Origin of the sequence: Bradyrhizobium sp. 22 (assembly GCF_000482425.1) — a bacterium.
Taxonomy (GTDB): domain Bacteria; phylum Pseudomonadota; class Alphaproteobacteria; order Rhizobiales; family Xanthobacteraceae; genus Bradyrhizobium; species Bradyrhizobium japonicum_B.
Genome location: NZ_KI519399.1, coordinates 2,511,272 through 2,530,898 on the forward strand (window position 1 = coordinate 2,511,272; position 19,627 = coordinate 2,530,898).

Here is a 19,627-nt window from a genome sequence, read left to right on the forward strand (position 1 = left end):
TGTTCTGCTCAAAAAAGCTGCTGGAGCACCGCACCCCGTGTCGATCTACGTCGCTTTGCATCACGTCACGCACTACAAATACGACCGTCCGATCGACCTCGGTCCGCAGACCATCCGCCTGCGCCCGGCGCCGCATACGCGCACGCCGGTCCTGAGCTATTCGCTCAAGGTCACGCCCTCCAATCATTTCGTGAACTGGCAGCAGGATCCGCAAGGCAACTGGCTCGCCCGCTACGTCTTCCCCGAGAAGACCACAGAATTGAAGATCGAGGTCGACTTCACCGCGCAGATGACGGTGGTCAATCCGTTCGACTTCTTCGTCGAGCCGTACGCCGACAGCTTTCCGTTCGAGTACCCGAAGGATCTCAAGACCGAGCTCGCGCCGTATCTCGAGACGGTGAAGCCCGATCGCCTGTTTGCGAAATATCTGGACTCGATCCCGCAGGAGGCTCCGAACACCGTCAACTTCCTGGTCGAGCTCAATCGCGAGCTGCAGAAGAAGATCCGCTACATCATCCGGATGGAGCCGGGCGTGCAGACGCCGGAGGAGACGCTGGCCTCGTCCGCCGGATCGTGCCGCGATTCCGCCTGGCTGCTGATCCAGACCTTCCGTCATCTCGGGCTCGCCGCGCGCTTCGTCTCCGGCTATCTCGTCCAGATTCGCCCCGACATCGATCCGATCGAGGGGCCGCCGGAAGTGGAGAACGACTTCACCGACCTGCACGCCTGGGCCGAGGTCTATCTGCCCGGCGCCGGCTGGATCGGCTTCGACGCGACCTCCGGCATGCTCGCGGGCGAGGGCCACATCCCGGTCGCCGCCACGCCGCATTATCGCTCGGCCGCGCCGATCTCCGGTGGCGCCGGCTTTGCCGAGGTCGAGTTCGCCTTCGACATGAGCGTGAAGCGCATCCGCGAGGCGCCGCGCATCACCAAGCCTTTCTCCGACGAATCCTGGGCGCGGCTGGACGATCTCGGCGAGCAGGTCGACGGCGACCTCGCGAGCGCGGACGTACGGCTCACCATGGGCGGCGAGCCGACTTTCGTCTCGGTCGACGATCTCGAAGCGGCGGAGTGGAACACGGAAGCCGTCGGCCCGACCAAGCGCGCGCTTAGCGACGATCTGATCCGCCGCCTGCGCGCGCGCTTCGGCTCCGGCGGTCTTCTGCACTATGGCCAGGGCAAATGGTACCCGGGCGAGAGCCTGCCGCGTTGGGCCTTTGGCTTGTACTGGCGCAAGGACGGCGTGCCGATCTGGAACAACGCCGACCTGATCGCCAGCATCGAAAATCCGCGGCGCGCCGAAATGAGGCAAGCCGCAACCTTCATGGAGGCCACCGCAGCACGGCTCGGGCTGGATCCGGGCTACATCATCCCGGCTTACGAAGACACGGCCTACTGGCTCCAGAAGGAAGCCGAGCTTCCCGTCAACGTCGATCCCACCGATTCCAAGTTATCGGATCCGGAAGCCCGCGCGCGGATGGCGCGCGTGTTCGACGAAGGTCTCGGCACACCGCGCGGCTTCGTGCTGCCGGTGCAGCGCTGGAACGCGCCGCCGCGCTGGCGCAGCGAGCGCTGGCAACTTCGGCGCAGTCATCTGTTCCTGATGCCGGGCGATTCTCCTCTCGGTTTGCGCCTGCCGATCGGCTCGCTCGGTTACGTCCCGCCCAACCAATATCCCTACATCGTCGAACAGGACCCGATGGAGGCGCGGGACAAGCTGCCCGTGTTCACGCTTCCCGCACGTCCGCAATCGCCGGTGCGGACCGCGCCCGAGCAGCTCAACACGTCCGTCCCGGTGCGCACGGCGATGTCGGTCGAGATCCGCGACGGCGTGATCTGCGCCTTCATGCCGCCGGTCGAGCGCATCGAGGATTATCTCGAGCTGGTGGCCGTGCTCGAAGCCACCGCGGAGGAGATGCAGCTCCCCGTCCATGTCGAGGGCTACCCGCCGCCGTTCGATCCGCGCATCGAGGTGATCAAGGTGACGCCCGATCCCGGTGTTATCGAGATCAACATCCAGCCGGCGAAGAGCTGGCGCGAGGCGGTCGAGATCACCACCGGTCTCTACGAGGATGCCGGCAAGGTGCGCCTCGGCGCCAACCGCTTCCTGGTCGACGGCCGCCACACCGGCACCGGCGGCGGCAACCACGTCGTGGTCGGCGGCTCGAGCCCGCAGGACTCCCCGTTCCTGCGCCGGCCGGATCTGCTCAAGAGCCTCGTGCTGTATTGGCAGCGGCATCCCTCGCTGTCCTACTTCTTCTCCGGCCTGTTCATCGGCCCGACCAGCCAGGCGCCGCGCATCGACGAAGCCCGGCACGACAGCATCTACGAGCTCGAGGTCGCGCTCTCGCATGTGCCGCCGCCGGACACGCAGGCGCCGCTGTGGCTGGTCGACCGCCTGTTCCGGCATCTGCTCGTCGACATCACCGGCAATACCCACCGCGCCGAGATCTGCATCGACAAGCTTTATTCGCCGGAGGGGCCGACCGGCCGGCTCGGCCTCGTCGAATTCCGCGCGCTCGAAATGCCGCCGGACCCGCGCATGTCGCTGGCGCAGCAGCTCTTGATCCGCGCGCTGATCGCAAAATTCTGGCGCGAGCCGCAACACGGCAAGTTCGTGCGCTGGGGCACCGCGCTGCATGACCGCTTCATGCTGCCGCATTTCATCTGGGACGATTTTCTGGACGTGCTCTCCGAGCTCAGGCAGTTCGGTTACCCCTTCGAGCCGGAATGGTATCTGGCGCAGCTCGAATTCCGCTTTCCCGCCTTCGGCCGCGTCCATCATGGCGGCGTGACGCTGGAGCTGCGCCAGGCGCTGGAGCCCTGGCACGTGCTGGGCGAGGAGGGCTCGGCCGGCGGCACCGTGCGCTATGTCGATAGCTCGGTCGAGCGGCTCCAGGTCAAGGCGGAGGGGTTCGTCGAGGGCCGCCACATCATCTCCTGCAACGGCCGCCGCCTGCCGATGACCTCGACCGGCCGCTCGGCCGAGGCCGTGGCCGGCGTCCGCTTCAAGGCCTGGCAGCCGGCTTCCGGTCTGCATCCGACCATTCCGGTCCACGCGCCGCTGACCTTCGACCTGATCGACAGCTGGAACGGCCGCTCGCTCGGCGGCTGCGTCTACCATGTCGCCCATCCGGGCGGGCGCAGCTACGACACCAAGCCGGTCAACACCTATGAGGCCGAGGCGCGGCGTCTGGCGCGCTTCCAGGACCACGGCCACACGCCGGGGCCCATCCAGCCGCCGCCGGAGGAGCGCACAAATGAGTTCCCCCTGACCCTCGACTTGCGGACCCCGCTCCTGCAATGAGTATGATGGTGGGGCAGGGAGAGGCGGATGGCCGAGGGCGCAGCCGAACAGGACGACAAGGCGGGTAGGGCGCCAGGACCTCGTGAGGGCCAGCGCCGCTTCGCGCAATGGGTCCGCGACTATCGCCGCCTGCCCGGCATTCCCGACGAGTTCTTAGGGCCCGACGGCGCCCCGCGCGCGGTCTGGAGCCGCTTCTTCGAGGCCTTCGGCGCGCTCGCGCCCGACGAGATCGAGCGGCGATTCGGCATGGCCGACCGCCACCTCCGCGAGGCCGGCGTCACCTACCGGGCCCCCGGCGACAGCGCCGACCGGCCCTGGTCGATCAGCCACCTGCCGCTTTTGATCGACGAGGCCGACTGGCAGCAGCTCTGCGCCGGCATCAGCCAGCGCGCCGAGCTGCTCGAACGCGTGCTGCGCGACCTCTATGGCGAGGGACGCTTGGTCGCCGAGGGCGCGCTGCCCGCGGCCGCGATCGCCGGCAGCCCCGAATACCTCCGTCCCGTCTGCGGGGTGCCGCCGCCGGGCGGGCGCTATCTGTCGCTCTATGCCGCCGATGTCGGCCGCGGGCCCGACGGCCGCTGGTGGGTGCTCGGCGACCGCACCCAGGCGCCGTCGGGCGCGGGCTACGCGCTGGAGAACCGCCTGGTGCTCTCGCGCGCCTTTTCCGATCTCTACAAGTCGATGAACGTGCCGCGTGTCGCACCGTTCTTCGAAGCCTTTCGCGACAGTCTTCGCGCGCGTGCCGACCGTGACGAGCCGCGCATCGGCGTGCTGACGCCGGGCAGCTTCAGCGAGACCTATTTCGAGCATGCGACGCTGGCGCGCTATCTCGGCTTCCTGCTGGTCGAGGGCGACGATCTCGCCGTCAGCGACAACCGCATCCACATCCGCACCGTCGCCGGACTCAAGCGGCTCGACGTGCTGCTGCGCCGGGTCGATTCCAACTCGCTCGATCCGCTCGAGCTCGATGCGTCCTCGCATCTCGGCGTGCCCGGCCTGATCGACGTGCTGCGCAAGGACGGCGTCGTCGTCGCCAACATGCCCGGCTCCGGCGTCCTGGAGGCCCGGGCGCTGCTCGGCTTCCTGCCGGCGCTCAGCCGCCGCCTGCTCGGCGAGGAGCTGAAGATGCCGCATATCGCGACCTGGTGGTGCGGCCAGCGCGTCGCGCGCGAGGAGGTGCTGGCGCGGCTCGACGAGGTCGCGATCGAAGGCGCCTATGGGCGCGGCGTGCCCGGCTTCGACCAGAGCGGTCCGGTGCTCGCGAGCGAGCTCGATGCGAGCGGCCGCCAGCGCCTGATCGATGCCATCACCGCGCGCGGCATGGATTATGTCGGCCAGGAGGTGGTGCGGCTCTCGACCATGCCGGTGTGGGAGCAGGGCCAGATCACGCCGCGTCCCTTCGTGCTGCGCGTGTTCGCTGCGGCGACGCCGGACGGCTGGGCCATCATGCCCGGCGGCTTCTGCCGCATCGCCGAGCAGCCGGACGCGCGCGCGGTATCGATGGGCGACGGTGCCCGTGCCGCCGACGTCTGGGTCGTCTCCGACAAGCAGGTCCCGACCGCGACCTTGCTGCCGGCGACCGACAAGGTCCGCATCCGCCGCATCGCCGGCGTGCTGCCGAGCCGCGCCGCCGACAATCTGTTCTGGCTCGGCCGTTATCTCGAACGCGCCGAGGCGACGCTGCGCCTCGTGCGCGCTTTGGGCTCGCCGAGCGGGCCCAACAAGGGCACGGCGGCCTCGGTGCAATCGGCCGAACGCATCCAGCGCCTGCTGGTGGCCTGGGGCGCGGTCTCGCAGACCTCGCGCGCGGCCGCAGGGCGCATCGTGGCCGAAGCGCTGCAGAGCGAGGCGCGTTTCGGCTCGGCGCTGTCGCTGGTGCGCGCGGCGCAGCGCACGGCGACATCCTTGCGCGAGCGGCTATCGCCGGATGCCTGGCAGGTCATCACCGAGATGGCCGAGCGCCTTGCCTACGAGGTCGAGGACGACGACAGCGTGCTGAGCGCGGCCGAGCTGACCTTGCAGGAGCTGGCGAGCTTCGCGGGCCTGGCGCAGGAGAACATGAACCGCGCCGCCGGCTGGCGCTTCCTCGACATCGGCCGCCGCATCGAGCGCGCCATCAACACCACGCGCTTCACGCGCCAGTTCGCCTATGACGAGGCCGGCGACGAGGATCTCGACATCCTGCTGACGCTGGTGGATTGCCAGATCACCTATCGCTCGCGCTATCTGCTGGCGCCGATCCTGGCGCCGGTGCGCGACCTCGCCGTGCTCGATCCCTTTAATCCGCGCTCGGTGGCGTTCCAGGTGGCGACGCTGAACGAGCACATTGAAGCGCTGCCGAGCCTGAAGGAGCACGGCCTGATCGAGAAGCCGCAGCGGCTCGCGATAGCGATGCAGGCGATGCTCGCGACCGCGGAGGCCGAGAAGCTCGAGGTCAAGATGCTGTTTGCGCTGGAGCAGGACCTGCTCGGCCTCGCGGATGCGATCGGGCAGCACTACTTCCCGCATGGCCCCAATGCTGCCCGGCCGGAAAAGCTGACGGGGCTGGCGTGATCTACGACATCCGTCACGTCACCACCTACGAATATGAGAGTCCCGTCAGCTTCGCCCGCTGCACGCTGCGGCTGGAGCCGCGCAGCGGCGGCGGCCAGGAGCTGATCTCGCACAAGGTCGAGATCCGTCCGCGCCCTGCCGAGCGCAATGCGCGGCACGATTTCTTCGGCACGCTGACCGAGAGCATCGTGATCCAGGCCGCGCATCGCAACTTACGGATCGATTCGCGCTCGCGCGTCTCGGTGTCGCGTCAGCCGCCGCCGCGCGATGCCGCGAGCCCGCCCTGGGAGAGCGTTCGCGACATTGCCTTCGAAGCGACGAGCCTCGGGCCGGCCTCGCCGATCGGTTATGTCTTTGCCAGTCCGCTGGTGCCGGTGTTGCGCCCGGTCAGCGCCTATGCTGCCGAGAGCTTTCCACCGGGCGCTGGCGTCCTCAAAGGTGCGGTCGACCTCATGCATCGTATCCGCAACCAGTTTCGCTACGACGCCAAGGCAACGGTGATCTCGACGCCGCTGAACGAGGTGTTCGACAACCGCCACGGCGTCTGCCAGGACTTCGCCCATGTGATGATCGCAGGGCTGCGCGGGCTCGGCCTGCCCGCGGCCTATGTCAGCGGATACTTGCGCACCATTCCGCCGGCAGGCCAGCCGCGCCTGCAGGGCGCCGATGCCACCCATGCCTGGGTCTCGCTGTGGTGCGGGGCGGAGCTCGGCTGGGTCGATTTCGACCCGACCAACGACCTGCTGATCGGCAACGACCACATCGTGCTCGCGGTCGGGCGCGACTTTTCCGACGTCTCGCCGATCGACGGCATCATCGTCGGCTCGCCCAAGCAGAAGCTCGGCGTCGCCGTCGACGTGCTGCTGGTGGAGTAGGGCGTGTCCTCATAGGCGTCGGCTTGCCGACGCAACGCGGAAGTCTGCCAGCTAAAATGTGGTCGGCAGCTTGTGACCCCGAAGCGGACCTCAGACTGGAGCATTGTAGCGATTTCTCTTAGCAGTAGGGCGGCGCGCCATGGCTTTTCGCCGCGCTAGCGTGTCTGCCGCGAAGATACTCGATGGAGCGAAACCGCCTAACTTGTCACCGAGGAAACGCGTGTGTTGACCTCGGGCCTTCGGCGCATATCCAGTGACGTCGCGGGACACCATCGATGTCAATCTAGGAGAGGAAACGTTCAGAACACTCTCCCCTATGTGGCGGAAGCCTTGTCCGCCAGGCGGACATCCCAGGATACGTCCTTCTTCTTCCATTCCAAGGCCAGCTAAGTGGCGTTGACGGGCCAATAAGCGCCTGAGGGGAAACGGAGGAGAGTCGATGACGGACGGCATCCTAGGCGAGAACAAGCGTTCTGAGTCCCGAGACTTGGCGCCGGCCAAACCGCTTGCTTTGGGTTGGCTGATCGTCGTGGCGAGCATGTCGGGCCTGATGGTCGGATCCGCTGCCATCAACACCTTTGGATTTTCCGTGTTGCTGAAGCCGCTTTCGGCCCAGCTGGGAATGAGCCGAGGCGACCTGTCCCTCGGTGTCGCAATCAGCCATACGCTTACGGCGATTTCCAGCCTGTTTATCGGCTGTCTCATGGATCGGTACGGCATTCGGCGCGTCATGGTGCCGGGCATCTTCTTATTTGCCGTCGCTACCGCATCTTACGGGATCGTGACTGCCGATCACGCATCCTGGATCTATCTCGTCTTCTTCTTCAGCGGATTATTCACCGCCGCCCAGCAGCCTATCGGCTACGTGAAGATCGTCTCTCTTTGGTTCGACGATCGGCGCGGCTTGGCCCTTGGATTTGCCCTTGCGGGCGTGGGACTCGGAACGCTGCTCATGCCGCAGCTCGCCGGTTTCGTCGATCGACAATACGGGACACAGGCTGCCTTCGCCGCTCTGGCGCTCGCTGTATTGTTGTTCGCTCTAGTGCCCGTGTCGGTCCTTTTCCGCGAACCTTCCGCCCGACGAAACGCCGTCGCATCTACGTCCACCGCTTCCTCCCCGACCGAAGGTTTCGGTCTAAAGCAGGCGGTGAAAGACACGACATTCTGGCGCCTGAATGCTGCGCTTCTGCTGGCGGTCTGCGCGATCAACGGAACATTGACCCATCTGGTGCCGATGCTCACGGACAGAGGGCTCTCGCCGCAGGATGCGACGAACGTGCTTTCCGCCGCCGGCATATTCATTACAGTTGGACGAATTCTCGCGGGGTGGTGTCTGGACAATTTCCGAGGGCAGTATGTAGCTGCGTTCTTCGTGGTCGCTCCGATGGCCGGCATCGGGATGCTTCTCTCCGGAGCGGCCGGTATTATCCCCGTGTTTGGCGCCATACTTTGCGGGCTCGGCGTGGGAGCCGAAGTCGATCTCATTGCCTTCTTCTTAGGGCGTTATTTCGGAGTGCGTGTCATTGCCTCGCTGTTCGGCGTTTCCGCGGCGGTTCTTTCGCTCGCGACGGCTGCCGGTCCGTACATCATGGGGCGAGTGTTCGATGCGACGAATACGTATTCTTCGGCTTTGATCGCCTTTGAAGCCCTATTGCTGCTCGCCCTCGTCTTGTTCTCCACCCTGGGACCGTACCGGTTCAAGAGCAATCATCATTGATACCAATAAAAAAGGGAGCCCACGATGCGTGTCATTACGCTTGAGGATCATTTCTCCACGGAGAGCAACAACAAGAGCCTGCCGGACCCGGGTAGCGTGGCGGGACCTTACGAGCGCGTTCGTTGGGCAGAGCAGCGATCGAGGCAGCTGGGCCATGACATCAACAGCGCTCTCTTCGATCTGGGCGCTGGCCGCATCAAGGCGATGGACGAGGCGGGCATCGACGTCCAGATAATGTCGCTCACGACACCCGGATGCCAGGGCGCCAAACCGGAATTCGCGGCTCAATTGGCGCGAGAGACGAATGATCTCATGCAAGAGGCGATCTCAAAGTTTCCGAAGCGCCTGTCCGGCTTTGCGGCCATCCCGACATCTGAGCCGTCCGCCGCAGTGGAAGAGCTCAATCGGGGCGTAAAGAGCCTCGGACTGAAAGGAGCGCTGATCACCGGGCATACCCAAGGCCAATTCCTGGACGACAAGCGCTTTTGGCCGATCTTCGAGGCCGCCCAGGCATTGGACGTCCCGATCTATCTGCATCCGGGCACGCCTCACCCGATGACGATGCAATCCTATTTCAAAGGCTACGAAGATCTTGCGCGGCCCGCGTGGGGGTTTGCGATGGACGCGAGCACGCACTTTCTCAGAATCGTCTTCAGCGGAGCGTTCGACAATTTCCCGAAACTAAAGTTCATCCTCGGCCATTTGGGCGAAGGTCTTCCGTTCGGCCTGACGCGGCTGAACGATCATACTTTGAATGCGGCCAGAAATCGCGGGCTGAAGAAGGAGCCGAAGGCCTACATCAGGGAAAACCTGGTTGTGACCACCAGTGGAAACTTCTGTCACTCGGCATTGAAGTGCACCATCGAAATGCTCGGCATCGACAATGTCATGTTCTCGGTGGACTGGCCCTACGAATCGAACAAGGTGGGCACGAGGTTCCTTCAGGATGCTCCTTTGAAGGACGAAGAGAAGGAAAAGCTGGCGTTCCGGAATGCCGAGAGGATTCTGCGCCTAGGATGAGCTTGCCTTTCAGCCTCCTGCTCTAGACGCAGGAGGCTGCCGTCTGGCGTACCGGTTTCTTTTCGCCGTTAGTCGGCTTTCCGATGGCCCTCGGGGATGAGGCCTGTCTCTTGGATCGGAAAATCTCATGAAGATAGATGTCTCTGGCTGGCCTGTGGGGAGGACTGCGCATGTGGGATTTCGATACAGCACCCTCCTCACACAGAGGCGCAGCAGGACCTGCAAGAAGTGCAGCGCGGGTTTATGCGTACACGCCCGCGGTCACCGCACCATGGTCTCGCGATCCCAGGCCTTGTAGTCGGGCGAACCCTGGGTGCGGATGGGACCATCGTAGCCGTATTCCACCATGTGGACGGTGACATAATCCTCGCCGAGGAATGCGACGCCGTAGGATTGCGGTAGGTCGCAGGCGCTCAGCAGCTTGGTCTCGGAGAACAGCGGATAGCTCGCATGGTTGGTGCCGCGCAGCGACGAGACTGGGACGCCGGCAATCGAGCCGGCCAGAGGCAAGTGACAATGCCCGAAGAAGACGTGGCGGATCTTGGCGCGATGGCGATTGACGAGGTCGCGAAAGGCAGCCTCGTCGAGCAGGCCGATCTGGTCGAACGGGACCAGATGCACCGGCATCGGATTATGGTGCATGAAGAGCAGGAACGGCCCGTCATGCTCGGCAAGCCGGGCCTCGAGCCAGCCAAGACGATCCTCGCAATAACGGCCGGCATGGGTTTCCGGATGGGCGGTGTCGAGAAACAGGCAGCGGCCGGCGGCAGTATCGTGCACGCCCTGGACGAAGCCGTTGTCGTCGGCGAGATCGGGGAACACGCTCAGGAAGGCGGCGCGGCGGTCGTGGTTGCCGATGCACAGCCGCACCGGCAGCGGATATGCGTCGAGGCGCTGCTTGAGCCATTGATAGTCGGCGAGATCGCCCCAGTCCGAGAGGTCGCCGGTGATGACCATCAATTCGGCGTCATGATGGTCTTCCAGGGCATGCGCCAGTGCGCGCTCGAAATTGGCGCGCGGATCGCGGCCGCCGATGGTCGCGCCGGGCGCCGTCAGGTGAATGTCGCTCAGATGCAGCAGTTTCATGGTTTCTTCCCCTCGTGCGGCACGGGGCGCCGGCGGCGCCCCGTGTTCTAGCGATTGTCGGGACGCTCAGCGCGCCGCGCCGGTGGTCTTCGGCAGCAGCTTCTGCACGTCCGCCGTCATGTCGGCGAGAACCGCCTCGGGCTCCTTGGCGCGCGCGCCCGAGATGATCGCGTTGAGATGATCCTTGATCACGTCGGTGATCTTCAGGCCGTTGTCGCCGGGGAAGGCGTACCATTTGGTGAGCAGCGCGAGCTGGCTGACCGCAGTGTAGTTGTTGGGGTTCTTGACGTAGAAGTCCTTCAGGTAGACGTCGTTGGCGACCTTGTTCGGCGGCATGTAACCGGTGGTCTCCGCCATGATCGCGGCGCCCTTGGGGCCGGTCCAGAACTTCACCGCTTCCCAGGCGGCGTCGCGCTTGGCCTTGTCCTTGGCGAGGATCAGCACGACATTGCCGCCGGCCGGCAGCCTGCCGTTCGGAGAGACGACGTCCGGGAACGGAATCGTCTTCAACGCGAACTTGCCACCGGTCATCTGCGTGACCTTGTTGAGGTCCGAGGTCGAGGTGATGTGGAAGCCGGTCTTGCCGGCCGCGAACGCCGCGCGCATCGACGGCTGGTCGAGATTGGGCATGCCGCCCTCGTTGACGAGCCGCGCGATCGTGTTGATGGCGAACTTGCCCTCCACGCCGTCGAACGCGACCTTGGTCTCGTCGGCATTGAGCATGGTGCCGCCGCGCGCGAACACCGGCGCCTGCCACAGCCAGTTGCCGGTGATGTCCCAGGCATAGGTGACGCCGTTGGTGTCGTTGCCGAGCGCCTTGATCTTCTTGGCGAGCGTGAGCAGCTCGTCCCAGGTCTTCGGCAGGTTGTTCACGTCGCCGCCGGCCTGCTTCACCAGGTCGAGATTGACGTAGACGATGGGCAGGGAGATCGCGAAGGGCAACGCGTAGACCTTGCCGCCGGCGGTGCCGATGTCGTACATCGCCTGATGGAAACCCTGCTTGTCGAAATCCTTTTCGGCCGCGATGTAACCATCAAGCGGGGCCGGGATGTTCTTGTCGACCAGGACGCGGATGCGGTTCAGGCCCTGGAAGGACACGTCGGGCATCTGGTTGGTCACGGCCTCGCGCAGCACCTTCTGGGTGGCGTCCTCGTAGGATTCGTAGGGCGCGCGCATCGTGACCTTGATCTCCGGGTGCACCTTGGCGAATTCCTCGGCGATGCGCTTGTGGGTCTCGGTGAACAGCTCCGGATAGGGATACTGCATCACGATCTCGGTCTTTGTCTGCGCGAGCGCAGATCCGGCCACGAGCGACAGAGCCGCCGCGGCGATGATGGACTTCAGCATGAATAGACTCCTGTTTGGGGTGGTTCAGTTACTTGATGCCGGTGAGGGTGATGCCCTCGATGAAACGGCGCTGGGCGAAGAGGAAAGCGATGACGAGCGGCGCGATGATCACCATCGCCGCGGCCATCAGCGGGCCGTAGCTGGTGCCGGCCTCGCTGTTGCGGAAATGGGCGACCGCGAGCGGGGGCGTGCGCAAGTGCTCGCTGTTGAGCACGATCAGCGGCCAGAAATAATCGTTCCAATGCGCGACCACGGAGAAGATGCCGAAGGCGGTGACGGCCGGGATCGCGGCCGGCAGCATCACCCGCCAGACGATGCCGAATTCGGAGATGCCGTCCATGCGCGCGGCGTCGACAAGATCGTCCGGCACCGTCTTGAAGAACTGGCGCATCAGGAAGATGCCGAACACCGAGATGGTGAAGGGCAGCACCAGCGCGGCATAGCTGTCGAGCAGCCCGGCCTTGTGCAGCAGCAGGAAGACGGGGACCGCGGTCGCCTGCGGCGGGATCAGGATTCCGAACAGCACGAGCGCGAACAGCGTCTCGCGGCCGAGAAAGCGGAGCTTTGCGAGCGCGTAAGCCGCCGGCAGTGCCACCATGACCTGCAGCACGAAGATCGAGACTGTGACGATGACGCCGTTGAGCAGGAAGCGCAGCAGATTGGCCTTGGCGAAGGCCTCGCGCAGGTTCTCCGCCAGCGCGAACCGGTAGGGGATCAGGTGCAGCTCGCTGGAGAAGATCTCGGTCTGCGGCTTGGACGCGGTCGAGATCATCCAGATGAAGGGCGCCAGCATGATTGCGGCGCCTGCGATGAGCAGCACGTGGCGCAGGATCGCGCGGAACGGGATCGGATGTGCGTTGCTCATGTGTAGTGCACCCCGCGATCGGTGAGCCGCGATTTGATCAGGGTGAGCAGAAGAACGAACACCAGGAACACGACGGTGATCGCCGCGGCGTAGCCTGAGCGGAAGAATTCGAAGCCTTCCGTGTACATGGTGTGGATCAGCACCTCGGTGGATTTCGACGGGCCGCCTTTGGTCAAGACGTGCACGGTGTCGAACACCTGGAACGAGCGGATGCCGGAGATCACGACGACGAAAGTCGTCACCGGCCCCAGCATCGGCCAGGTGACGAGGCGGAAGCGCGCCCAGCCGCTCGAGGCGCCGTCGATTTCGGCCGCCTCGTAGAGCTGCTTGGGGATGGAGACGAGGCCGGCGAGGAACAGCACCATGTTGAAGCCGACCGCCTGCCAGATGCCGATCGCGCACAGCGCATAGAGCGCGGTGCTGCGGTCCTGAAGCCAGGCGAAGGCGGGCAGGCCGGCGCCGCGCAGCAGCCCGTTCACCAGGCCGAATTGCGGATGCAGCATGAACTCCCAGACCACGGCCATAGCGATCAGGGTCGCCATCACGGGCAGGAAGTAGATCGTCCGGTAGAAGCTGCGCAGGCTGGTGCCGCTCTGGATCAGCAGCGCGATCGCAAGGCCTGCGATCACGGCGCCGGGCACCACGATCACGACGTAGGTCAGCGTGTTGCGCAGCGCGGTCCAGAACACCTTGTCGGCGAACAGGTCCTGGTAATTGGCAAGGCCGATCCAGGCGAAATGCGGCGCGCCGAGCTGATAATCGGTGAAGGAGAGGACGATCACGCCGGCGAGCGGGCCAAGCAGCATAAGCAGCATCAGAGCTGCTGCCGGCGTCACCAGGACGTAGGCGGAATATGTGCGCCGGCTGCCATGCGCCGGTAACACTCGCCTCGTGGCGGCGGCTGGGACGATCGCCGCGTCAAGGGTCATGGAGCCGTCAGACATGGGCGACCTCGCGGATGCGCTCGGCCTGCTCCGCTCTCGGCTCGATCCGCTTCCCGGCCGAATCGAACAGCCGCACCGCGTCGGGGGCGAAACCGAACGCGACGGGACTGCCCATCGCAGGCAAGTGCCTGACGTCGGCGAGCCGCGCGATCAGGCGCAAGCCGGCGCCTTCGATCGCAAGGTGGACGAAAGCCTCCGCGCCGAGGTTTTCCAGATGAACGACGCTTCCGGAAAATGGCCCCGCGCCGAGGTCGATCCGCTCCGGGCGCACGCCGACGCGGCAGTCGCCCGCGGCGGCGCCGCAGGCAAGCCGCAGAGCGACCCCCAGCACGTCGATGCCGCCGTCCTTCCTGACACGGCCGGGAAGGATATTGATCTTGGGGCTGCCGATGAATTCGGCAACGCGGATGTCGCCGGGATCGTTGTAGATCTCCGCGGGCGTGCCGGCCTGAATCAGTTCGCCGCCCATCATGACCGCGATCCGGCTCGACATGGTCATCGCCTCGGCCTGGTCGTGCGTGACATAGATGAAGGTCGCCTTGAGACGGCGATGCAGCTCGGCGAGCTCGGCGCGCATATGGACGCGCAGCTTGGCGTCGAGATTGGAGAGCGGCTCGTCGAACAGGAAGGCACGGGGCTCGCGCACCATGGCGCGTCCGACAGCAACGCGTTGCCGTTGTCCACCGGACAATTGCCCGGGCTTGCGCCGCAGCAGCGGCGCGATATCGAGCTGCTCGGCGATGGCCGCGATGTCGGCGCGGATGACGCGTTCCTTGGCGCGCCGGCCCGGCAGCAGCGCCCCCAGCAGCGGCAGCCGTTCGATCGCCGAGAGGCGCCGCATCCGCAACGGTACCGCAATGTTGTCGAAGGTACTCAAATGCGGATAGAGCGCGTAGGACTGAAACACCATCGCGAGGTTGCGCGCGCTCGGGCGAATGTGGTCTACGCCGCCGCCGTCGATGCGGACCTGCCCGGAATTCTGCTGCTCCAGCCCGGCGATGATCCGGAGCAGGGTCGACTTGCCGCAGCCGGAAGGACCGACCAGCGAGATGAACTCGCCATCCTCGATCCGGAAATCGATGCCTTTCAGGACGTCGGTCCCGTCGAAGGATTTGCGGATTGCGGAAAGTTCGATTTGCGCCATGCGCGCTGATCCCCTGCTGGCCCGTTGCGGCGCACGAGGAGTAGGAAGCGCATCTGACATTCACATAACGGTCAATGGCCAGGCTTATGGTCGCCCCAGGTTTTGCTTTCGGGGCCGGAAGACGGGGAATATCGATCTTGGGTTGCTTGTCGTGGCGTTGACCTCCTCGCGCGTCCGGGCGGTCAATGCGGTGTTCGAGACCGGCAGCTTTGCCGCTGCGGCGAGGCGGCTCGGCGTGTCGCAGCCGGCGGTGGCGCAGCTCGTGCGCGACCTCGAAGCCGAGTTTGCGGTTGCGCTGTTCGACCGGCACGCCCAGACGCTGATCGCGACGCCGTTGTGCCGGCGCCTCTACGCCGCAACGAACCGGATGCAGGCACTCGAGGCGGATGCGCTGGCGATCCTCCAGCAGCGCGATGAGCTGACGGGGGGCGAGCTGCGCATCGGGCTCGGCAACGCCATGCCGGGCATGGCGCTGATCGCGGCCTTTCGCAACATGTATCCGAAGATCCAGATCAACATCGAGATCGGGAGCTGGTCGGCGATCATGGCGGCGGTGGTCGATCAGCGTGTCGACGTTGCCGTGCTGCCGGAGGTGCCGCAGGACAACCGCTTCCGTCGCGAACCCTGCGTGCAGCAGCGCGTCGTCGCGATCTGCCATCCCGTTCACGACCTCAGCCGGGAATCGCGCGTGTCCGCCGTCAGCTTGATGCAATATCCGCTGGTGTTTCGGACCCGGGATTCCGCGACCCAGCGCGTCGTGGACCGGGCCTTCCGCGCCGTCAATCTGCGTGCGAGTCCGGCGATCGTCGTCAACACGCGCGAGGGAATGCTGGAGGCCGTCGCCAACCGGCTCGGTGTCGGCTTCGTCTGGGAGCACGGCTCGAGCCGTATCGACCGCATCGCCAAGGTGGCGATCGCGGAAATGGAGGCGGAATCGCCCGAATATATCTTCTCGCTGGCCGGCAAACGCGGCAAGCTGGTCGAGCTGTTCTATTTGGCCAGAAGCCTTTCGCGCTCGGCGGATGGCGCCGACATCTTGTCCGCCCCGTAAAGCGGTCGTCGGGGCCCGGGTCTTTCGGGCGCCGTCGCCTTCAGGCTGTAGCCGGGCGTGACCGCAACCGTGATGTTGCGCAGCGGGAATATAACATAATTACGAATTTTTGATGCTGAGTTTGGTCAGCCGGCCCAAGATGGGCTATGCTGGTGCTGCGTCGAGAACAACACAGAGACGTCGGGAGAGAGCGTGGGACACCAGCGGCGGACGGGGCTGCATCCATGATAACCTTACCGAGACTGGCGGCCGAATCTCTCGAGAAGTTGCTCGGTACGTTCATGCGTCGCCGGTACGACGAGACCTCTGCAAGCATCGTCGAGAGCGCGACCCGCACCGCGATGGAATGCATCGGCAACAGCGATGCGCTCTATCACAATATCGAGCATACGATGCTGGTGACGCTGGCCGGCCATTCCATCCTCAGTGGCCGGAGCCTCCACACGCATCTGTCGGCCGCGGACTACGTCCATGTCCTGATCGCCTGCCTCGCCCACGACATCGGCTATGTCCGCGGGCTGTTCGAGGAGGACGATGCCGACGGCTTCGTCATCGACGCGGCCGATACCAAGATCTCTTTGCCGCGCGGTGCATCGGACGCGAGCCTGATGATGTATCACGTCGATCGCTCCAAACTGTATGTCACACGGCGGCTGCGGCATATTCCCGGCCTGGATCCGGAGCGCATTGCCCGCGCCATCGAGGGCACGCGCTTCCCGGCCCGCCAGGGCCAGGATTATGACGACGAGGCCTCGATCCTGCGCGCCGCCGACTTCATCGGCCAGCTCGGCGATCCCAATTATCTGCGCAAGGCCAATGCGCTCTACTACGAATTCGAGGAGGTCGGCATGAATCGCCAGCTCGGCTACGATTCGCCGGCCGATATCGTGAACCGCTATCCGCAGTTCTACTGGAACAGCGTCGCACCGCACATCCAGACCGAGATCGGCTATCTCAACAAGACCGAGATCGGCCGGCAATGGATCGCCAATCTCTACAGCAACGTGTTCCGCGCCGAGCGCGACATCTCGCTGTCGGGGCCGCAGAAATAGGCTGCGCCTTGTAGCCCGGATGGAGCGCAAGCGAAATCCGGGATTCGCAGATGCTGGCGTTCCCGGATTGCGCTGCGCTCCATCCGGGCTACAAGGTCTCTGCGCAACGAGATCATCCGTGAGCCAACCATGCAACAAAAAACCATCAGCACGGACATCCTCGACATCGCCTATCGCGAATACGGCGCGCCGGACGGCTGGCCCTGCATCATGGGCCACGGCTTTCCCTACGACGTGAACGCCTATGCCGAGACCGCGCCTGCTATCGCCGAGGCCGGTGCGCGCGTGCTGGTGCCCTGGCTGCGCGGCTACGGGCCGACGCGCTTCCGCAGCGCCTCGACCTTGCGCTCCGGCGAACAGGCGGCACTTGGCGCCGATCTCCTGGCTTTCATGGACGCGCTTGATATCCAGCGCGCGGTGGTCGGCGGCTATGATTGGGGCGGGCGCGCGGCCTGCGTGGTCGCAGCGCTTCATCCGGAGCGCGTGATCGGCCTCGTCTCCGGCAATTCCTACAACATCCAGAACATCGCACGTGCCATGGAGCCGGCCTCGCCGCCGGAGGAGGCGGCGCTCTGGTATCAATATCTGTTCCACAACGAGCGCGGCCGCCGCGCGCTGGAGCGCAACCGGCGCGGCTTCGCGCGCCAGCTCTGGGCGATGTGGTCGCCGAAATGGGCGTTCGACGACGCAACGTTCGAGCGGAGCGCGGTGTCGTTCGACAACCCTGATTTCGTCGATGTCGTGATCCACTCCTACCGCCACCGCTACGCGCTGGTCGCGGGCGACCCCGCTTATGCGGAGATCGAGGCGCGGCTCGCCAGCCAGCCGCACATCCGCGTCCCGACCATTGCGATCGACGGCGACAGCGACGGCGTCAATCCCGGTACCGCGCATCACGCGCGCAAGTTCGAGGGCTTCTTCGAGCGGCGCGTCTTCATCGATGCCGGTCACAATCTACCGCAGGAGCGGCCGGCCGAATGGGCGCAGGCCGTGATCGACGTGCGGAAGGCGGCGCTACCGCCAGCCTGAGCCCTCATCCCCCAAATTTCCCTGGTCTGCGGGAACCTTTTCCGATCGCAGCCGTCCAAGCTGTGGGGCCGCGTCTGGATGTGGGCTCTTGCAGGGGAGGATCTCGATGAAGTCGCACGTGCGTAAGCTCGAACGTGTCGCGGTGGCGCAGGCGCCGGTCGAACGGCCCGACAGGGCGGAGGTCGAGCAGGCGATCCGGACCATGATCCGCTGGGCCGGCGATGATCCCGGGCGCGACGGCCTGCGCGACACGCCGGACCGGGTCGCCCGTGCCTTCCAGGAGTATTTTTCCGGATACGCGCAGGATCCGACCGAGATCCTGCAAAAGACCTTCGAGGAGATCGAAGGCTATGACGAGATGATCGTGCTGCGCGGCGTTCGCTTCGAGAGCCATTGCGAGCACCACATGGCGCCGATCGTCGGCCGCGCCTGGGTCGCCTATATTCCGCAAGGGCGCGTCGTCGGCATCTCCAAGCTTGCGCGCGTGGTGGACGTCTACGCCAAACGGCTCCAGATCCAGGAGAAGATGACGGCGCAGATCGCCAACACCATCAACGACGTGCTCAAGCCCGAAGGCGTCGGCGTCATCATCAAGGCGACGCATCATTGCATGACCACGCGCGGTGCGCACAAGCCCGGGACTGATCTCGTCACCAGCCGCATGCTCGGCGTGTTCCGCGACAATGCGCTGACGCGCCAGGAGCTGCTGGGCCTCGCCAATTCGGACGATTGACCTGTGCTTGGCGCTCACCCGCCGCATTCGATCTTGACTTACGTCAAGGGTGCGGCAGGCGAGGTCTGATCTGCTGGGTGTAGTCCCTGTCAGGTGCGTGCTATCATGGCGTGTGCCCGGGGGCTCGCATGCAGGAGTGGCTCATGACAACTGCGTCAGATACGTCTCATCCGTCCAGTCTCGGCTCGGGTATCTCTGCGCTCCAAGCCAAATGGGGCTGGATCGTCGCGCTCGGCGTCGTCTACGTGATTGCCGGTTTCGTCGCGCTCGGCAGCATGGTGATGGCAACGGTGGCGAGCGTGATCGTCGTCGGCGCGATGATGATCGTCGCCGGCGTCACCGAGGTGATCGGCGCATTCCAGATGAAGAGCTGGGGAAAATTCCTGATCTGGGCCTTGCTCGGCGCGCTCTACATCGTCGCCGGCTTCCTCACCTTCCAGAACCCGCTCTTCGCCGCGGTTCTGCTCACGCTGTTCCTCGGCGCCTCGCTGCTGGCCTCCGGCGCGGTCAGGCTGTTTCTCGCCTTCAGTATGAAGCGCGAAAGCCCGTGGGTCTGGGTCGCGGTGTCGGCCGTCGTCACGTTGCTGCTCGGGCTGCTGATCCTGCTGCGCTGGCCGGTGAACAGCGTCTACATCCTCGGCCTGTTCCTCGGCATCGACCTGATCATGGCCGGTGCCGGATGGGTCAGCTTGGGCTTGGCCTTGAAGCGGCGCGGCTAAAGCATGATCCGGAAACGTGCGAAGCGGTGCTCCGAAAGGATCATGCGCCAACACCAACCGAAAGCGCGATGACGATTCGTCCAGATCTCGTCGTGCTTTAGGTGATGCTATCAGCAACTCGACGCAAGACCATCTCGTTGAACTCCGCTGTGCTGACGCGCTGACAAAAAAGCAGCGCGCCGCGC

15 protein-coding genes are annotated in these 19,627 nt (G+C 65.1%); 10 read left to right on the forward strand and 5 right to left on the reverse strand.

Annotation, left to right across the window (positions count from 1 at the left end; genetic code table 11):
- The first annotated feature begins 37 nt into the window (after positions 1–37).
- The 5 genes from K410_RS0113160 (at position 38) to K410_RS0113180 (ending at position 9,472) form a co-directional block, all read left to right on the forward strand.
- Positions 38–3,307 (forward strand): transglutaminase family protein, encoded by a 3,270-nt coding sequence (locus K410_RS0113160; protein ID WP_028135299.1) that lies wholly within the window; start codon positions 38–40, stop codon positions 3,305–3,307.
- 27 nt (positions 3,308–3,334) lie between these two features.
- Positions 3,335–5,860: a circularly permuted type 2 ATP-grasp protein gene (locus K410_RS0113165; protein WP_028135300.1), complete on the forward strand. Its 2,526-nt coding sequence runs from the start codon at positions 3,335–3,337 to the stop codon at positions 5,858–5,860.
- Complete coding sequence (locus K410_RS0113170; RefSeq protein WP_028135301.1) at positions 5,857–6,735, forward strand: transglutaminase family protein; 879 nt, start codon at positions 5,857–5,859, stop codon at positions 6,733–6,735. The genes K410_RS0113165 and K410_RS0113170 overlap by 4 nt, the downstream gene beginning before the upstream one ends.
- A 439-nt stretch (positions 6,736–7,174) precedes the next feature.
- Positions 7,175–8,452: an MFS transporter gene (locus K410_RS36805; RefSeq protein ID WP_049820029.1), complete on the forward strand. Its 1,278-nt coding sequence runs from the start codon at positions 7,175–7,177 to the stop codon at positions 8,450–8,452.
- Between the two features lie 24 nt (positions 8,453–8,476).
- Positions 8,477–9,472 carry an amidohydrolase family protein gene (locus tag K410_RS0113180; RefSeq protein WP_028135302.1) on the forward strand — a complete coding sequence of 332 codons (996 nt, stop codon included), beginning with the start codon at positions 8,477–8,479 and terminating at the stop codon, positions 9,470–9,472.
- Positions 9,473–9,733: 261 nt separating this feature from the next.
- Here K410_RS0113180 and K410_RS0113185 read toward each other — a convergent pair whose 3' ends face one another.
- From K410_RS0113185 to K410_RS0113205, 5 genes are all read right to left on the reverse strand, one after another.
- On the reverse strand, positions 9,734–10,558 hold the full coding sequence (locus tag K410_RS0113185; protein ID WP_028135303.1) for a phosphodiesterase: 825 nt from the start codon (positions 10,556–10,558) through the stop codon (positions 9,734–9,736).
- A gap of 66 nt (positions 10,559–10,624) precedes the next feature.
- Positions 10,625–11,905, reverse strand: a complete 1,281-nt coding sequence (locus K410_RS0113190) for an ABC transporter substrate-binding protein (RefSeq protein WP_028135304.1) — start codon at positions 11,903–11,905, stop codon at positions 10,625–10,627.
- 28 nt (positions 11,906–11,933) lie between these two features.
- On the reverse strand, positions 11,934–12,770 hold the full coding sequence (locus K410_RS0113195; RefSeq protein WP_028135305.1) for a carbohydrate ABC transporter permease: 837 nt from the start codon (positions 12,768–12,770) through the stop codon (positions 11,934–11,936).
- Positions 12,767–13,714 carry a carbohydrate ABC transporter permease gene (locus tag K410_RS0113200; protein ID WP_028135306.1) on the reverse strand — a complete coding sequence of 316 codons (948 nt, stop codon included), beginning with the start codon at positions 13,712–13,714 and terminating at the stop codon, positions 12,767–12,769. The genes K410_RS0113195 and K410_RS0113200 overlap by 4 nt, the downstream gene beginning before the upstream one ends.
- Positions 13,707–14,858 (reverse strand): ABC transporter ATP-binding protein, encoded by a 1,152-nt coding sequence (locus tag K410_RS0113205; protein WP_028135307.1) that lies wholly within the window; start codon positions 14,856–14,858, stop codon positions 13,707–13,709. The genes K410_RS0113200 and K410_RS0113205 overlap by 8 nt, the downstream gene beginning before the upstream one ends.
- A 151-nt stretch (positions 14,859–15,009) precedes the next feature.
- On the opposite strand from K410_RS0113205, the gene K410_RS0113210 reads away from it, so the two are divergent.
- The 5 genes from K410_RS0113210 (at position 15,010) to K410_RS0113230 (ending at position 19,442) form a co-directional block, all read left to right on the forward strand.
- Positions 15,010–15,909: a LysR family transcriptional regulator gene (locus K410_RS0113210; protein ID WP_049820255.1), complete on the forward strand. Its 900-nt coding sequence runs from the start codon at positions 15,010–15,012 to the stop codon at positions 15,907–15,909.
- A gap of 224 nt (positions 15,910–16,133) precedes the next feature.
- Positions 16,134–16,961: a metal-dependent phosphohydrolase gene (locus K410_RS0113215; protein ID WP_028135309.1), complete on the forward strand. Its 828-nt coding sequence runs from the start codon at positions 16,134–16,136 to the stop codon at positions 16,959–16,961.
- 129 nt (positions 16,962–17,090) lie between these two features.
- Positions 17,091–17,990 (forward strand): alpha/beta fold hydrolase, encoded by a 900-nt coding sequence (locus K410_RS0113220; protein ID WP_028135310.1) that lies wholly within the window; start codon positions 17,091–17,093, stop codon positions 17,988–17,990.
- A 106-nt stretch (positions 17,991–18,096) separates the two neighbouring features.
- The gene (gene folE, locus K410_RS0113225) at positions 18,097–18,723 is read left to right on the forward strand and encodes a GTP cyclohydrolase I FolE (protein WP_028135311.1); all 627 of its coding nucleotides are present in this window, start codon (positions 18,097–18,099) and stop codon (positions 18,721–18,723) included.
- A gap of 143 nt (positions 18,724–18,866) precedes the next feature.
- Positions 18,867–19,442 (forward strand): HdeD family acid-resistance protein, encoded by a 576-nt coding sequence (locus K410_RS0113230; RefSeq protein ID WP_028135312.1) that lies wholly within the window; start codon positions 18,867–18,869, stop codon positions 19,440–19,442.
- Positions 19,443–19,627: the final 185 nt, after the last annotated feature.

Coding starts and splice junctions, on each gene's coding strand:
- K410_RS36805 (WP_049820029.1), top strand. CDS start 7,175: ATGACGGACGGCATCCTAGGCGAGAACAAGCGTTCTGAGTCCCGAGAC.
- K410_RS0113165 (WP_028135300.1), top strand. CDS start 3,335: ATGGCCGAGGGCGCAGCCGAACAGGACGACAAGGCGGGTAGGGCGCCA.
- K410_RS0113215 (WP_028135309.1), top strand. CDS start 16,134: ATGATAACCTTACCGAGACTGGCGGCCGAATCTCTCGAGAAGTTGCTC.
- folE (WP_028135311.1), top strand. CDS start 18,097: ATGAAGTCGCACGTGCGTAAGCTCGAACGTGTCGCGGTGGCGCAGGCG.
- K410_RS0113200 (WP_028135306.1), bottom strand. CDS start 13,714: ATGTCTGACGGCTCCATGACCCTTGACGCGGCGATCGTCCCAGCCGCC.
- K410_RS0113190 (WP_028135304.1), bottom strand. CDS start 11,905: ATGCTGAAGTCCATCATCGCCGCGGCGGCTCTGTCGCTCGTGGCCGGA.
- K410_RS0113205 (WP_028135307.1), bottom strand. CDS start 14,858: ATGGCGCAAATCGAACTTTCCGCAATCCGCAAATCCTTCGACGGGACC.
- K410_RS0113185 (WP_028135303.1), bottom strand. CDS start 10,558: ATGAAACTGCTGCATCTGAGCGACATTCACCTGACGGCGCCCGGCGCG.
- K410_RS0113180 (WP_028135302.1), top strand. CDS start 8,477: ATGCGTGTCATTACGCTTGAGGATCATTTCTCCACGGAGAGCAACAAC.
- K410_RS0113230 (WP_028135312.1), top strand. CDS start 18,867: ATGACAACTGCGTCAGATACGTCTCATCCGTCCAGTCTCGGCTCGGGT.
- K410_RS0113220 (WP_028135310.1), top strand. CDS start 17,091: ATGCAACAAAAAACCATCAGCACGGACATCCTCGACATCGCCTATCGC.
- K410_RS0113195 (WP_028135305.1), bottom strand. CDS start 12,770: ATGAGCAACGCACATCCGATCCCGTTCCGCGCGATCCTGCGCCACGTG.